The following is a 15,162-nucleotide window of genomic DNA, read 5'->3' as shown; positions in this document are numbered from 1 at the left end:
GAAACAGACCTTTCTGTTCGATTCCATCAACGATATCCGAGGAAGCCATGCGCGCCCTGGTACTGCAAGAGTTCGACACTCCCCTGGAGCCGGCCGAGATCCCCACCCCCGAGGCCGGTCCCGGCCAGGTCCTGGTCCGGATCCGGGCCAGCGGCGTGAACCCGCTGGACACCAAGATCCGCGCCGGTAAGGCCGCCCACGCCGAACGGCGCCTGCCCGCCGTCCTCGGCCTCGACCTGGCCGGCACCGTCGCGGCGGTCGGGGCAGGCGTGGAGCGCTTCGCGCCGGGCGACGAGGTGTACGGCCTGACCGGTGGCGTCGGCGACCTCCAGGGTTCCCTGGCCGAGTACGCGGCCGTCGACGCCGACCTCCTCGCCCACAAGCCCGAGGGGCTGACGATGCGCCAGGCGGCGGCCCTGCCCCTGGTCACGATCACCGCCTGGGAGGGACTGGTGGACCGGGCCGGCGTCCGCCCGGGGCACAAGGTGCTGGTCCACGGCGGCGCCGGCGGCATCGGCCAGGCGGCGGTCCAGATCGCCCTGGCCCACGGCGCCCAGGTGTTCGCGACCGGAGGCCCGCGGAGCCAGCGGGCCATCAAGGAACTGGGAGCGGTCCCGATCGACTACACCACCACCGACGTGGCGGCCTACGTCGCCGAGCACACCGGCGGCGAGGGGTTCGACATCGTCTTCGACACCGTCGGCGGCGCGACCCTCGACGCCTCCTTCAGCGCCGCGCGCCACTACACCGGACACGTCGTCAGCGCGCTGGGATGGGGCACCCACAGCCTCGCGCCGCTGTCGTTCCGCGGAGCCACCTACTCGGGCGTCTTCACCCTGCTGCCGATGCTCACCGGCCGCGGACGGGCACACCACGGCGAGATCCTGGAACAGGCCGCGGTGATCGCCGCGTCGGGTCGGCTGACGCCGCGGCTAGACCCCAGGCACTTCACCTTCGAGTCCGTCGTCGACGCCTACCGGGCCGTGGAGACCGGCACCGCCCAGGGCAAGGTCGTCATCGACGTCATCCCCGAGACCACCGGCTGACGGGAACGCGGCTCAGCGGCGGTCCGACGGGCCATTCCTTACGGAGTTCGGACGCCTGGATGGTTTGCCGGTTATGTCCGATACCAGCCGCTCGTGAGCGTCTAATCTGATGATCGGTCCAGAAGCTGCACAAGCCGTCAACTGTCCTTCAGCAAAGACAAGTTGACGGTCTCTGCGGCATGCCTCCACCCAGAGCGCCCCGGCATTCACAAGGAGCCCGATCATGTCGTCCACCACCCGCCGCACCGTCACCCGCCGCACCGCCCGCGCCCTCGCCGTCGCGACGGCCGCCGCCGCCGCGACCGCGCTGCTCACCGTCCCCGCCCTCGCCGCCGCGCCGCACCACGCGGGCGGGGAGGTCCCCGGCAGCGGCGCGCCGGTGTTCGTCCAGAGCGACAACACCGCGGGCAACACCGTCCTCGCCTACCACCGCAACGCCGACGGGACGCTCAGCCAGGCCGGCTCCTACGCCACCGGCGGCCTCGGCGGGGTCCTGGCCGGCTCCGCCGTGGACCACCTGGCCTCGGAGGGCTCGCTCGTCCTCGACCAGCGCCACCAGCTGCTCTACGCCGTCAACGCGGCCAGCGACACCGTCACCGTCTTCGCCGTCCACGGCGACCGGCTGCGCCGGGTCCAGGTCGTCTCCTCCGGCGGGCAGTTCCCCGTCAGCGTCGCCGTCCACGGCAACCTGGTCTACGTCGCCAACGCGCTGGACGGCGGCTCGATCCAGGGCTTCGCCCGGGTCGGCGACCGGCTGGTCCGGATCCCCTCCTGGCACCGGGACCTGAACCTCGACCCCAGCGCCACGCCCCAGTTCACCCACACCCCCGGGCAGATCGGCTTCACCCCGGACGGCGGCGAGCTGATCGTCACCACCAAGGCCGCCGCCAACACCATCGACGTCTTCCCGCTCAGCGGGTCCGGCGCCCCCGCGTCCGAGCCCGTGGTGACCTCGACCCCGGGCGCGGTGCCGTTCGGCTTCGCCTTCGACCCGGCCGGACGGCTCCAGGTCACCGAGGCCGGACCCAACGCCGTGGCCACCTTCACCGTCGGCCGCCACGGCGCGCTGGCCGCTGTCGGCCAGTTGGCCACCGGCCAGGCCGCGACCTGCTGGATCACCGCCACGGGCGACCACCTCTACGCCTCCAACGCCGGAAGCGGCAGCCTCTCCGGCTTCGGCGCCGCCGCGCCCGGCGCCCTCACCCCGCTCGGCGCAACCGCCACCGACGGCGGCACGGTCGACGCCGCGGCGAGCTCCGACGGGCACTACCTCTACGCCCAGACCGGCGCCAAGGGCGTCGTGGACGAGTTCCGGGTCGCCCGGGACGGCTCGCTGACCGCGATCGGCTCGGTCACCGTGCCCGGCGCGGTCGGCGGCGAGGGCATCGCCGCCGGCTGACCCGCAGGCCGTGGGCCGTACCCCCGGCCCAGCCCGCCCGCCCCGGCGCACCGCCCACGGTGCCCGGGGCGGGCGGGCTGACGGGCTGACGGGACGGCAACAGCGGTGCACTCAACGGCATCCGGTTGGTTTCGGCGTGGGGCTGCTGGAGAGATCACGGATGCAGCACCGCCCAAGCGTGCTGCTGCTGCCCGTTCCGTGCCCCAGGGAGGCTCCATGTCACACGTCACCGCTCCGTACCCGCCCGGCACCCCGTGCTGGGTCGACCTCATTGCCCCTGACCAGCGGTTAGCCGTCGACTTCTACCGCAGAGTGCTGCACTGGGAGGCCGAGGTGCTGCCGCACGGGTCGGGCCACCGCACCGTGTTCCGCTTCAAGGGCAGGCCCGTCGCCGGGATCAATACGATCAGGAACCAGGACGGCAGCATCCCCGAGCTGTCACCGGCAGCCGTATGGACCACCTGTCTCGCCACCAAGGACGTGGACGCCGCCGCGGAGGCGGTTTCCGTCGACGGCGGGGCAGTGCTCGTGCCGGGCGCCGACCGGACCGAAATATCCCGAACGGCCCTGGTCCGCGACCCCAGCGGTGCCGTGTTCGGCCTGTGGCAGGCCGACGCCGAGGCGGCGCTTCCGGGCGCGGCGTTCGTGGGCAAGATCGGGTCCTTCGCCTGGAACGAGCTCTACACCGCCGACCCGGCCGCCGTCGCGCCCTTCTACAGCACGGTGCTCGGCATCGAGGTCACCCCCGTGGAGTCCGCGCCCGGCATCTATGTGTTCACCGTGGACGGCCGCCCGGTCGCGGCCCTGTCCGACTCCGAGAACCTGCCCCGCAGCGCGTATCCGACCTGGCTGACCTACTTCGCGGTCGCCGACCTCGACGCCGCGAGGACGGAACTGGGCCGGGCCGGGGGCAGCGTCCTCGGAGACACCTTCGACACACCGCTGGGCCGCGCGGGTGTGGCCCGGGACCCCCAGGACGCGTTCTTCGGTCTCGTCCAACTCCCCTGAACCGGGACGGCTTCGGTCTCCGGGTTCACCGAACCCGGAGACCGCCTGGCACCGGCCTGCGGCCGGATGGGAAACTTGCGCCCATGGCGAAGCGCACGATTGAAGTCAGGGCCGACAAAGGCCAGTTCCTCACCCTGGACGAGGTCGCCGCCTGGGTGCAGGACGCGATGCGCGGTGGCGCGGCAGGGGACACCGTCGTCGAGGCCACCGTCTCCTTCGGCCAGAAGCTCCAGAAGATCAGCGTCACCGCCCCCACCAGCACCCCGGCCGACCGCCTCGGCCCCTGACCTCCCCGCCCCGCCCCCGCCATGGCGAGGTGCCGGGGATCCGGGCCGCGGTCCCGTAGGCTCGGCGGATGGCGAAGTACTTCGACGTGCACCCTGAGAACCCTCAGCGTCGCACCATCGGCAATGTGGCTGACCTCATCCGCTCCGGCGCGCTCGTCGCGTATCCGACGGACTCCTGCTTCGCGCTGGGGTGCCAGCTCGGCAATCGGGACGGGATCGAGCGGGTCCGCTCGATCCGGGGGCTCGACGAGCGGCACCACTTCACCCTGGTCTGTCAGAACTTCGCGCAGCTGGGCCAGTTCGTGCACATCGACAATAGGGTGTTCCGCGCCATCAAGGCGGCGACGCCCGGCAGTTACACCTTCATCCTCCCGGCGACCACGGAGGTGCCGCGGCAGCTGCTGCACCCCAAGAAGCGGACGGTGGGTGTCCGGATCCCTGACCACGTCGTCACCCAGGCCCTGCTCGCCGAGCTCGGCGAGCCGCTGCTGTCCAGCACCCTGCTGCTGCCCGGCGAGGACGAGCCGATGACGCAGGGCTGGGAGATCAAGGAGCGGCTCGACCACGTGGTGGACGCCGTGCTCGACTCGGGCGACTGCGGCACCGAGCCGACCACGGTCATCGACTTCTCCAGCGGTGAGGCCGAGATCGTGCGCCGCGGGGCGGGCGACGTCAGCCGGTTCGAGTAGGGCCCCGGAGGGGGCCCGTCAGCGCGTCGGCCAGGAGAAGTCCCAGATCAGCGCGCCGGCGTCGGCGTCCGGGGCAGGCGCCGGGCGACTGGAGTCGAGGAACGGCGCGACCTCGTGCTGCCAGGCCCGGTTGACCTCGTCGCCCTCAAGAATCAGATTCATCCGGGCGCGGCTCCGGGCCGTCACCTCATGCGTCAGGGTGGTCCCCTGACGCCGGATCTGCCAGCCGAGGACGCCGGCCGCGCGCATCGCGGCGTCCAGCTCGGCGGGAATGGCGCGGTGGAAGCGCTCGTAGTCCTGTTCCCTGCCAGCCCGCAGCAGCGTGGTGAAGGTGAACGTCTCCGTCGGCGGCACCTGCTCGGTGTCCATGGCCCTCGTTCCCGCCGAGGCCGCCCATGGGGGCGAGGTCTGGCGAAGAGTCAGATTAATGGTCGAAGTACTTGCGCGAAAACGCTGATACAGCATACTCATGTTGCGCACGGTGCAGCTCATGCTCAGAAGGGACGACAACTGTGGTGACCAAGGCTGGGCCGCTCGGCCCGGGGGAACCCGACGGCACCGAGCGCTACCGGCCCGGCTACGAGCTGGTGGCCGAGCAGATCCTGCGGTACATCGCCGAGGAGAAGCTTCGGCCGGGCAGCCGCCTGCCCACCGAGCAGGGGCTGGCCGACCTCCTCGGCGCCACCCGCAATGTGACCCGGGAGGCGGTCAAGGTACTCGCCGCGATCGGCCGGCTGAGCGTGCGCCGCGGCGCGGGCATCTTCGTCGCGGCGGGCGGGGCCGAGCCCGACAGCGACGAGCTGTCCCACTTCCAACCGACCGACATGCAGCACGTCCTCATGTTGCTCGACTACCGCTGCCTCGTGGAGTCGGAGACCGCGCGGCGGGCGGCGTCGATCGCAACCCCGATCGAAGTACGCGCCATCAGGGAAGCGGCCGAGGAGTCGGCGCAGGTCGGCGAGCGGGACGACCTCGAGGCGTTCGCCGACGCCGACCGGCGCTTCCACGGCGCGGTCTCCGCCGCCGCGGCCAACGTCTTCCTGCAGTCCGCCGTCGCCTCCACCCGACGGTTCGCCGCGCAGAGCGATGTGCTGCTCTTCCACGGCGCGGCTCCCGGTTCGTTCGGCGAAGCAGGTCGGCAGCACGTGGAGATCGCCAAGGCGATCGCCGACGGTGAGGCCGACCGTGCCGCCGAGCTGATGGAGGCTCATATCGACACCACCCGGCAGCAGTTCCAACGCCGCATCCGCGACCGCCTGTCCACCCGGCCCGAACAGGGCTGACACCCGCCGATCGACCCCCTGGGCGACCCCTGCCGGTACGGGGCGGTCGTCACGGCACCCCCATGCCCGTTCCAGGCCGTCCGCCCGTCGACGACGGCGGCCCGAACGGCCTTCCCTCCCCTCCCCCACCCACCTCTCGGGAGTGAACAACCATGCGCAGTACCGCACCTCGGCGCCGCAGGATGACAGCCGCCCTGGCTGCCTCCGCCGGCCTGATCATCGGGGCCCTGACCGGAATCACGGCCGCACCGGCCTCGGCAGCCGGCTCGCCCCTCTCCTACTACGTGTCTCCCAGTGGGAGCGGACAGTCGTGCACGACGTCCGCCCCGTGCGCCCTGACCACCGCGCAGCAGCTGGTGCGGTCCGTCACCGGGACCGCCCAGACCGACATCGACGTCGTCCTCGCCGACGGCACCTACCGGCTCGCCAACACCCTCTCCTTCGACGCGGCCGACGGGGACGGCGCCACCTCCGGCCACACCGTGACCTACCAGGCCGCCCCCGGCGCGGATCCCGTGCTCAGCGGAGGCGAGCAGATCACCGGCTGGACCCAGGGCGCGGGCGGCGTCTGGCAGGCCACGGTCCCCGCGGGAACCGACACCCGGCAGCTCTACGTCAACGGGGTGCGCGCGGACCGGGCCGCCGGCGCGGTGCCCACCGGTCTGACCCGCACCGCCACCGGCTACACCGCCGCCAGTACCGTCTTCACCTCCTGGCCGAACATCTCGGACGTCGAGTTCGTCTACGACGTCGCCTGGACCCAGGTCCGCTGCGACATCGCCTCGGTCTCCGGCACCAGCATCACCATGGACCAGCCCTGCTTCGACAACTCCACCAAGAAGCCGTACGGCGTCAACGCGGACCTGCCCAGCTCCGTGGAGAACGCGAGGGCGCTGCTGACCGACCCCGGCCAGTGGTACCTCGACCGGAGCAGCAACACCGTCTACTACCTCCCCCGCGCGGGACAGAACCTGAGCACCGCGGACGTGGAGATCCCGCGCCTGCAGACCCTCGTCTCCGGGACCGGCACCGAACAGCAGCCGCTCAACGGCCTCGCCCTCTCCGGGATCTCCTTCGAGTACGCGGGCTGGACGGCGCCCGACAACGGCGACGGCTTCTCGGAGGTCCAGGCGAACATGCGCCTCACCGGCCAGAACGCCTGGCAGAACCAGGGCACCTGCACCCGGTACTCCACCACCAGCCCCGGCACTTGCCCCTACGGCGCCTGGACCATGACCCCCGGCAACGTCGTCTTCGACCACACCACCGGGCTGAGCGTGACCGGAAGCACCTTCGAGCACCTCGGCGCCGCGGGGCTGCAGTTGGACCGCGACGTCGCCGGATCCACGGTCCAGGGCAATGTGTTCACCGACATCTCCGGCAACGGCCTGGAGATCGGCAACGGCACCGACGCGGATCCGAGCGACCTTTCGCTGCTGCCGGCGAACAATACGATCGCCGACAACTGGGTGCACCACATAGCCGTGGAGTACACCGGGGGCGTGGGCATCTTCCAGGGCTACACCCGCGACGACACCATCGAGCACAACCAGATAAATGACGTCCCCTACAGCGGGATCAGCTCCAACTGGGGCTGGGGGCACAACCCCACCGCGACCCAGGGCAACCGGATCCTGGACAACCTGGTCTTCGACCAGATGCAGCAGCGCTCGGACGGCGGCGGCATCTACGTCCTGGGCATCGAGGGCGACTCACTCGCCGACGGCCTGCTGATCAGCGGAAACGTGGTCCGCAACACCGACTCGGCGAACGGCGGCCATGCCATCTACACCGACGGCGGCAGCGAGTACATCACCATGACCGGCAACGCCATGTTCGCCAACAACACGCCGTCCATGGGCGGTTGCAACGAGCAGGGCGGCACGCCCTACGGCGGGTTCTCGTTCACCGGCAACTACGTCGAGAACACCACCCCCGACTGGCCGTGCGGAGCGCCCGCCAACGCCACCGTCAGCAACACCCAGGTGTCCGCCGACGGCACCGGCGTGCCCGCGTCACTGATCGCCGCGGCCGGCCTCGAACCGCAGTACGCGGCCCTCGCCCAGGCTCCCGCCGGGCAGGCGCTGACCAACCTCGCCCTCGGCAAGCCGGTCCAGGCGCAGTTCCTCAACGGCTCCACGGCCGCGCTGCAGTCCTACTCCCAGCTGTCCTATGCGACCGACGGCGCTGCCGGCACCTATGTGCAGGCCAGCGGCCAGTTCCGCTGGCAGCTCGTGGTCGACCTGCAGGCGCAGCAGAGCCTCGGCCACGTCACGGTGACCATGCCGCAGGCCCACTTCGCCACCGCCTTCCACGTCGACGCCTCCACCAACGGCAGCAGCTGGACCACGGTCGGCACCGTCACCGACAGCGGGTGGGGAACCATCCCCGTCGTCTTCCCGAGCACGGTCAGCGCGCGGTACCTCCGCATCGTCGCCGACGCGCCGACCGACTGGAACCAGCGCGGGGACCAGATGGCCATCAGCGAGGTCGGCGCATACGCCCCGACCACGGGCCAGCCGAACCTGGCCCTCAACCAGCCGGCCCAGGCCCTGTACATCGACGGGACCCAGGCGCGGATGCAGCCCGGCTCCACCCCGTCCGCGGCCGACGACGGGAACACCGCCACCTCCGCGCAGGCGACCGCGCAGTACCGCTGGATCCAGCAGATCGACCTGACCCAGCCGCAGTCCTTCGACCTCGTCTCCCTGCTCCAGCCCGACACCGCGTTCGCCACCAACTGGCACCTCGACGTCTCCCTCGACGGCTCCACCTACTGGACCGTCGCCCGCCACGCCGACACGGCGGGAGGACTCACCGGCGTCCAGCTGGCCGCCCCGGTGACGGCGCGCTACCTCCGCGTGGTCGCCGACCTGCCCAACCAGGGCGGCCAGACCGGCGGGCAGATGGCGGTGAGCGAGATCGGCGTCTACCGCGGCTGACCCCGGCGCGGGGCAGCCTGCGCCCACCGCCGACGGCGACGGCACGGGTCCGCACGGGTCCGCACGGCTAGAGTCGATCTCCCCGGGTCCGGCTCAGCACCGGTCGGACCCGGACGGCACCGCAGGACGCGGCACGTGTTCCTGCTCCACCGCCGCCAGCCAGGAGGCCCCCATGGCAACCCTGCTGTCCGTGAACGTCGGCTTGCCCAGGAACGTCGACTGGCGCGGAAGAACCGTCTACACGGGTGCCTGGAAATCACCCGTCGACGGCCCCCGGATGGTGCGCCGACTGAACGTCGAGGGGGACGGCCAGGGAGACCTCGGCGGGCACGGCGGAGAACAGCGCGCCGTCCTGGTCTACCAGCGCGAGTCCTACGACCACTGGCGGAAGCAGCTGGGACGCGAGGACCTGGAGTTCGGGTGGTTCGGCGAGAACTTCACCGTCGACGGCCTGCCGGACGACGAGGTCTGCGTCGGTGACCGCTACCGGATCGGCGGGGCCGAGTTCGAGGTCACCCAGCCGCGCGTCACCTGCTACCGGGTGGGCCTCCGGCTGGGCGAACCGGCCATGCCGTCCCTGCTGGTCTCGCACCACCGCCCGGGTTTCTATCTGCGGGTCATCACCGAGGGCCGGGTCCGGGCGGGTGACGCCATCGTCCGGACCCGGGTGGGCCCCGGGGCCCTCAGCGTCGCCGACGTCGACGGGCTGCTCTACCTGCCCGACCGGGATCCGGACCGGCTCAAGGCCGCGCTGGCCATCCCGGCGCTCAGCCCCGGATGGCAGCAGTCGTTCCGGGAGCTGGCCGACGCCGCCGGGCAGCCCGCCGCGGCGCCCGGGCCGAGCACCCGCACCGGATGGGACGGGTTCCGGCCGCTGCGCGTGGCCCGGATCGTCGCGGAGAGCAGCACGGTCTCCTCGCTCTACCTCGAACCGGTCGACCGGCAGGCCCTGCCACCGGCCGAACCCGGCCAGTACCTGACCCTGCGTATCACCGGTGCCACCGACCCGGCCCCCGCTCCGGCCCCGGTACGCAGCTACTCGCTGTCCTCCGCGCCGGGCGCCCCGCAGTACCGCATCAGCGTCAAACGCGAGCCCCACGGCGTGGTGAGCACCTATCTGCACACCTCGCTGCGGACGGGGACGGTGCTGGAGGCGGCCTCACCCCGGGGTGACTTCGTCCTGGCCGACGACCGGACCCGCCCGACGGTGCTGGTCTCCGCCGGCATCGGCGTGACCCCGGTGCTGGCCATGCTGTACCAGCTGGCCGCCGAGGCGGACCCGGGGCCCGTGTGGTGGATCCACACGACCCGCGACCGCGCCCAGCACGCGTTCGCCGACGAGGCGCATCAGCTGCTGGCCCGCCTGCCCGACGCGCACGAGCACGTCTTCTACACCGCGCCCACCGAGTCGGATCTGCCCCTGCCGCCCGGAGCCGTCCACGGGCGGCTGACTCCCGGGACGCTCGCCGGCCTCGGCATCCCCGCCGCCGCGGACGCCTACCTGTGCGGGCCGGAAGCCTTCATGGCGGATCTCCGCACCGCCCTGGGCGAACTCGGCCTGAGCACCGACCGCATCCACAGCGAACGCTTCGGCGCCCTGGGCGCCATCAATCCCGGCATCGCCACCGTCTCGACCACCCCGCCGCACCAGCCGCCGGGAGCCCCCGCCACCGGCCCACTGGTGACCTTCACCCGCAGCGGTCTGTCCACCCGCTGGGCACCGTCCTACCCCTCCCTGCTCGACCTCGCCGAAGCCTGCGACGTGCCCACCCGCTGGTCCTGCCGCACCGGGGTCTGCCACACCTGCACCACCCCCGTCATCTCCGGACTGGCGGACCACACCCCGCCACCGCTCGAAGCCCCGGCCGCCGGCGAGATCCTGATCTGCTGCGCCACCCCCACCACGGACCTCCTCCTCGACCTGTGAACCCCGCACCGCGCGGATCGCCCGGCATGGCTGACGGACCCTAGGCCGCGCCGTCCGGATGCCGGCCGGGCCGTTCGCCGCCCTTGCCCGCCGCCGCGGGGTCGGCCGCGGTCGGGAACACCCTTCCGGTGCCGTCGGCCTCGGCGGCGTGGGCGAGGTAGGCCAGCCCCCGCAGCAGCGTCCGGCGCGGCCCCGGGTGCACCCGGTCGGCCCAGGCCGGTTCCTCGGTCTCGCCGCGCAGACGGCAGTAGCAGGCCAGCGCGTAGCCGAGGTCGGGCTGGGAGAGGTAGCCGTGCCGCATGTACCGGGGCGATGCCGGACGGTCGGGCACGGGACCGCGGTGGTGCGAGGTCACGGCGGCGTTGGCGCTGAAGACGCCCATCCCCAGATAGACCGTGGCCAGGTCGGTCAGCTGCTCGTGGTCCTCGCGCCCGGGATCGAGCCGCGCTTCGCCGATCAGCCGGACGTGGCCGAGCTCATGGGCGATGGTCGCCGCGAGCACGGCGGGTGCGGCAGCGTCCAAGCGGTCCAGGGAGACGATCGAGAACTCCCAGATCTTCCGGTACCGGCCGAGCGTGATCCGCCGGTCCTGACGCCTGCTCAACTCCTCGCTGCTGGGGCCGTCGAAGAGGTTCAACCAGATGAACAGCGGGTCCACCTGCATCACCGAGCAGACCCGCGCGAGCAGGGCCCTGATCTCGCGGCGCTCACCGGTGAACGGGACCGGGAAGAATTCCGGGGTCGGCAGCGCCACCGGGCGCCGTACCGTGGCCAGGCCGAACTCCGCGACCAGCCACAGCATCGACGACTCGATCCAGACCTGGCGCTCGCGGGGCACCGGGCAGGTCGGCGGAGCGGGAGCGACCACGCGCCGCGGGGTCGGCACGGGGGCGCTGGGAGCCTTGGAGGCCCTGAGGGTCCTGCGCCGATCGGGATCGCGCAGGGCCGCGTACCCGAGGCACGCGCCGACCGGGACCATCACGCCCAGGAACGCCAGCAGATAGCTCACCGACGGCCCCCCACCCGGAACTCACCCATCGCCACACACCCGAGTCTGACCCCGCCACCCGCGAGGCCGGGCCAGAATCCGGTATCTCCCCCGTGATCTGAGGGTGCATCACCCCACCTGCATGGATGAGTACGTGGGTCAGCTCTGGCGCTTTCCGCCATTCCAGACATCTTGACTGTACTCGTCCAGGCTGCTTCCCTAAGACCTCACACCCCACATGGTCTAAACCAATGACGACCATTCGCTGAATCGATTCACAGAGAAGGGGAAAGATGTCCGCACGCAGAAGAGTCATCTCCGCGCTGTCAGCCCTGGGGGTGATCGGAGCCGTCGCGGTCTCCGGATTCACCGCCGCCACACCGGCACTCGCCGCCTCGTCCCCCAACCCCTGGCCGGCCCATGTGTTCGCGCCGTTCGTCGACACCTGGTCCAACAATGTGACCCTCACCGACGCGGCGAATTCCTATGGAACCAAGTTCTTCACCATCGCCTTCGTCGACGGCACCGGCTGTCACTGGTCGATCGGCGAGCAGAGCACCGTGCAGTCGGAGATCGACAGCCTGCGCGACATCGGCGGCGACGCCTCGGTGTCCTTCGGCGGCTACACCACCGACAACAACCTCACCGAGCTCGGCGACTCCTGCTCCTCCCCCGAGGCGGCGGCGGCCCAGATCGAGTCGGTGGTCACCACCTTCAACCTGTCCCACCTCGACTTCGACATCGAGGCGAACTCGCTGACCAACGCGGCCGGCATCGACCGCCGGGACCGGGCGCTGGCCGAGGTGCGCTCCTGGGCCGGCTCCAACGGCCGTGCGCTGTCGATCTCCTTCACCGTGCCGGCCACCGCAGGCGGCCTCAGCGGTGACGGGGTCAACGTGCTGAACAACGCCCGCGCCGACGGCTTCACCCCCGACGTCGTCAACCTGATGACGATGGACTACGGAGCCTCCGGCGTCGAGATGGGCAACGCGGCCAACTCGGCCGTTGACGCCGCGGCGGGCCAGGTCGCCTCCGCCTTCGGCATCTCCACGGCGGCGGCGTACGCGAGGCTCGGCAATACGCCGATGATCGGCCAGAACGACAGCGCGGGCGAGATCTTCACCCTCGCCGACGCGGCCAGCGTGGAGAGCTACGACGCGTCCAGGGGCATCGCCCTGCTGTCGTACTGGGACGAGAACCGCGACAACGGCAACTGCGCCGGGACGACCACGGCCCAGGGCACCTGCAGCGGGATCAGCCAGAACACCGGCGACTTCACCCGGGCCTTCCAGCCGTTCACCTCGGGAAGCAGTACGGGCGGAGGCTCCGGGGGCGCACTCGCCGGCACCTGGACGCAGTGCGCCTCCGAGAACGGCAGCTGCGCGGTCGACGGACACAAGACGGTGGCCTTCGGCGCCAACGGCCGCTTCAACTACAGCACCCTGGGCAACTCCACCGCCTGCACCACCGGGGTGTTCGGCGACCCCATCCCCGGCACCGTCAAGGCCTGCTACACCGAGACCCCACCACCGGCGGCCAACACCTGGACCCCCTGCGCCACCGAGAACACCACCTGCTCCTTCGCCGGAGTGATGACCGTCGCCTACGGAGCCAACGGCGCGTACAACTACGCCACCCTGCCGAACGGCGCCTCCTGCAACAACACCACCTTCGGAGACCCGGCGTCCGGCAGCGTCAAGTCCTGCTATGTGATCGCGCCCCCGCCCTCGTTCACCAACTGGAGCTCCTGCGCCGCCGAGAACAGCACCTGCTCCTTCAGCGGCACGCACGAAGTCGCCTACGGCGCCAACGGCCAGTACATCTACCGGACCGTCACCAATGCGACCGGGTGCAGCAATTCGGTATTCGGCGATCCCATTCCGGGGACCGCGAAGAGCTGCTACGTGCAGTAGCGGGCATAAGGCCACGCACAATCCCGACGGCGGTGTGCAATACCCCTACTTTGAATCGTTGCAACCCGCCTTCGTCCACCACCCCCACGAGAAAGGCCGGACGATGTTCCGATCCCATCACGCCGAAGTTCCCAGAGGCCGGTTCCGCCGCTCCCGTCCCGGGCCGAGGTCGCGAGCGCAGCTCTGGCTCACGATCCTGGCCACCATCGCGGCCCTGGTGTACGCCGTCACGTTCACCGCGACCGCCGCCCAGGCCGCCGCGCCCGGACCCCCCTCCGGCTGGACGACCGTCTTCAGCGACGACTTCAACGGGCCGGCCGGCTCGGCCCCCTCGTCGGCCAACTGGATGTTCGACACCGGCGCCGGTTCCAGCTTCGGTACCGGTGAGATCGAGACGATGACCAACTCGACCGCCAACACCCATCTGGACGGTGGCGGAAATCTCGACATCACCGCGCTGAACAACGGCGGCAATTGGACCTCGGGGCGGATCCAGACGCCCACCGCCAACGTGGGCGCCCCGGCCGGCGGCAAGCTGCAGGTCACCGCGTCGATCCAGCAGCCCGACCCGGGCAGCGGCCTCGGCTACTGGCCCGCCTTCTGGATGCTGGGCCCGGGCCAGTGGCCCGAGAACGGCGAGATCGACATCATGGAAGACGTCAACGCCCTCTCCCAGGTCGCCGGAACCATCCACTGCGGCACCTACCCGGGCGGCGTCTGCAACGAGGGGACCGGGGTCGGCAGCGGGCTCCGCGCCTGCAGCGGCTGCCAGACCGGCTACCACACCTACTCGATGATCCTGGACCGCACCAACACCTCGGCCGAGACCATCACCTGGTACCTGGACGGCAGCCAGTACTTCAGCGTGAGTGAGAGTCAGGTCGGCACCAGCACCTGGCAGGCCGCCTTCGACCACAACCTGTCGATCATCCTCGACCTGGCGATGGGCGGCGGCTTCCCCAACGGCGTCTGCGGCTGCACCAGTCCGAACGGCTCGACATCGTCGGGCGCGAGTATGAACGTGGACTATGTCGCGGCCTATACAACGACCGGCGGCGGCACCGGAACCAGCTATCAGTCGCTGCCGGGTACCTGGCCCCAGTGCGCCTCCGAGAACGGCAGCTGCGCGGTCGACGGACACAAGACCGTGGCCTTCGGCGCCAACGGCCGCTTCAACTACAGCACCCTGGGCAACTCCACCGCCTGCACCACCGGGGTGTTCGGCGACCCCATCCCCGGCACCGTCAAGGCCTGCTACACCGAGACCCCACCACCGGCGGCCAACACCTGGACCCCCTGCGCCACCGAGAACACCACCTGCTCCTTCGCCGGAGTGATGACCGTCGCCTACGGAGCCAACGGCGCGTACAACTACGCCACCCTGCCGAACGGCGCCTCCTGCAACAACGCCACCTTCGGAGACCCGGCGTCCGGCAGCGTCAAGTCCTGCTATGTGACTGGGCCGCCACCGTCCTTCACGAGCTGGACCTCCTGCGCCACCGAGAACAGCACCTGCTCCTTCAGCGGCACGCACGAAGTCGCCTACGGCGCCAACGGCCAGTACTACTACGGCAGTTTCAGCGGCGGAACGGCCTGCGGCAACACCGTGTTCGGCGACCCCGTCCCCGGCACGGCAAAGCTCTGCTACGTCCAATAGCCCCCACCGCTCGCTGACTCCGA

General features: G+C 71.0%; 12 protein-coding genes. 10 read left to right on the top strand and 2 right to left on the bottom strand.

What is annotated here, in order from left to right:
- Positions 1–47: 47 nt before the first annotated feature.
- The 5 genes from ACEZDG_RS22040 to ACEZDG_RS22020 all read left to right on the top strand — a co-directional run bounded on the left by ACEZDG_RS22040 (position 48) and on the right by ACEZDG_RS22020 (position 4,429).
- Positions 48–1,046 (top strand): zinc-dependent alcohol dehydrogenase family protein, encoded by a 999-nt coding sequence (locus ACEZDG_RS22040; RefSeq protein ID WP_380512233.1) that lies wholly within the window; start codon positions 48–50, stop codon positions 1,044–1,046.
- Between the two features lie 223 nt (positions 1,047–1,269).
- Positions 1,270–2,445 (top strand): lactonase family protein, encoded by a 1,176-nt coding sequence (locus ACEZDG_RS22035; RefSeq protein ID WP_380512231.1) that lies wholly within the window; start codon positions 1,270–1,272, stop codon positions 2,443–2,445.
- A gap of 216 nt (positions 2,446–2,661) precedes the next feature.
- On the top strand, positions 2,662–3,453 hold the full coding sequence (locus ACEZDG_RS22030; RefSeq protein ID WP_380512229.1) for a VOC family protein: 792 nt from the start codon (positions 2,662–2,664) through the stop codon (positions 3,451–3,453).
- 83 nt (positions 3,454–3,536) lie between these two features.
- The gene (locus ACEZDG_RS22025) at positions 3,537–3,740 is read left to right on the top strand and encodes a hypothetical protein (RefSeq protein WP_380512228.1); all 204 of its coding nucleotides are present in this window, start codon (positions 3,537–3,539) and stop codon (positions 3,738–3,740) included.
- A 68-nt stretch (positions 3,741–3,808) separates the two neighbouring features.
- Positions 3,809–4,429 (top strand): L-threonylcarbamoyladenylate synthase, encoded by a 621-nt coding sequence (locus tag ACEZDG_RS22020; protein WP_380512226.1) that lies wholly within the window; start codon positions 3,809–3,811, stop codon positions 4,427–4,429.
- An 18-nt stretch (positions 4,430–4,447) separates the two neighbouring features.
- Here ACEZDG_RS22020 and ACEZDG_RS22015 read toward each other — a convergent pair whose 3' ends face one another.
- Complete coding sequence (locus ACEZDG_RS22015; protein ID WP_380512224.1) at positions 4,448–4,798, bottom strand: L-rhamnose mutarotase; 351 nt, start codon at positions 4,796–4,798, stop codon at positions 4,448–4,450.
- Positions 4,799–4,941: 143 nt separating this feature from the next.
- On the opposite strand from ACEZDG_RS22015, the gene ACEZDG_RS22010 reads away from it, so the two are divergent.
- From ACEZDG_RS22010 to ACEZDG_RS22000, 3 genes are all read left to right on the top strand, one after another.
- Complete coding sequence (locus tag ACEZDG_RS22010; RefSeq protein ID WP_380512222.1) at positions 4,942–5,712, top strand: FadR/GntR family transcriptional regulator; 771 nt, start codon at positions 4,942–4,944, stop codon at positions 5,710–5,712.
- A 152-nt stretch (positions 5,713–5,864) separates the two neighbouring features.
- On the top strand, positions 5,865–8,654 hold the full coding sequence (locus ACEZDG_RS22005; protein WP_380512221.1) for a discoidin domain-containing protein: 2,790 nt from the start codon (positions 5,865–5,867) through the stop codon (positions 8,652–8,654).
- 172 nt (positions 8,655–8,826) lie between these two features.
- Positions 8,827–10,581 (top strand): MOSC domain-containing protein, encoded by a 1,755-nt coding sequence (locus ACEZDG_RS22000; RefSeq protein WP_380512219.1) that lies wholly within the window; start codon positions 8,827–8,829, stop codon positions 10,579–10,581.
- A gap of 40 nt (positions 10,582–10,621) precedes the next feature.
- On the opposite strand, the gene ACEZDG_RS21995 is transcribed toward ACEZDG_RS22000, so the two are convergent.
- A complete protein-coding gene (locus ACEZDG_RS21995) occupies positions 10,622–11,590 on the bottom strand; it encodes a hypothetical protein (RefSeq protein ID WP_380512218.1) in 969 nt (322 codons plus the stop codon).
- Positions 11,591–11,862: 272 nt separating this feature from the next.
- Here ACEZDG_RS21995 and ACEZDG_RS21990 point away from each other — a divergent pair, with 272 nt between their 5' ends.
- Together ACEZDG_RS21990 and ACEZDG_RS21985 are read left to right on the top strand one after the other, a co-directional pair.
- On the top strand, positions 11,863–13,482 hold the full coding sequence (locus ACEZDG_RS21990; protein ID WP_380512216.1) for a hypothetical protein: 1,620 nt from the start codon (positions 11,863–11,865) through the stop codon (positions 13,480–13,482).
- 217 nt (positions 13,483–13,699) lie between these two features.
- A complete protein-coding gene (locus tag ACEZDG_RS21985; RefSeq protein WP_380512214.1) occupies positions 13,700–15,139 on the top strand; it encodes a glycoside hydrolase family 16 protein in 1,440 nt (479 codons plus the stop codon).
- Positions 15,140–15,162 lie beyond the last annotated feature (23 nt).

Origin of the sequence: Streptacidiphilus alkalitolerans (assembly GCF_042511045.1) — a bacterium.
GTDB lineage: Bacteria > Actinomycetota > Actinomycetes > Streptomycetales > Streptomycetaceae > Streptacidiphilus > Streptacidiphilus alkalitolerans.
Note: the sequence above shows the minus strand (reverse complement) of the source record. Positions and strands in the feature narration are given on the sequence as shown.

Excerpts from the sequence above, each read along its gene's own strand:
- ACEZDG_RS22040 (WP_380512233.1), top strand. The coding sequence starts at position 48 with ATGCGCGCCCTGGTACTGCAAGAGTTCGACACTCCCCTGGAGCCGGCC.
- ACEZDG_RS22035 (WP_380512231.1), top strand. The coding sequence starts at position 1,270 with ATGTCGTCCACCACCCGCCGCACCGTCACCCGCCGCACCGCCCGCGCC.
- ACEZDG_RS22030 (WP_380512229.1), top strand. The coding sequence starts at position 2,662 with ATGTCACACGTCACCGCTCCGTACCCGCCCGGCACCCCGTGCTGGGTC.
- ACEZDG_RS22025 (WP_380512228.1), top strand. The coding sequence starts at position 3,537 with ATGGCGAAGCGCACGATTGAAGTCAGGGCCGACAAAGGCCAGTTCCTC.
- ACEZDG_RS22020 (WP_380512226.1), top strand. The coding sequence starts at position 3,809 with ATGGCGAAGTACTTCGACGTGCACCCTGAGAACCCTCAGCGTCGCACC.
- ACEZDG_RS22015 (WP_380512224.1), bottom strand. The coding sequence starts at position 4,798 with ATGGACACCGAGCAGGTGCCGCCGACGGAGACGTTCACCTTCACCACG.
- ACEZDG_RS22005 (WP_380512221.1), top strand. The coding sequence starts at position 5,865 with ATGCGCAGTACCGCACCTCGGCGCCGCAGGATGACAGCCGCCCTGGCT.
- ACEZDG_RS22000 (WP_380512219.1), top strand. The coding sequence starts at position 8,827 with ATGGCAACCCTGCTGTCCGTGAACGTCGGCTTGCCCAGGAACGTCGAC.
- ACEZDG_RS21990 (WP_380512216.1), top strand. The coding sequence starts at position 11,863 with ATGTCCGCACGCAGAAGAGTCATCTCCGCGCTGTCAGCCCTGGGGGTG.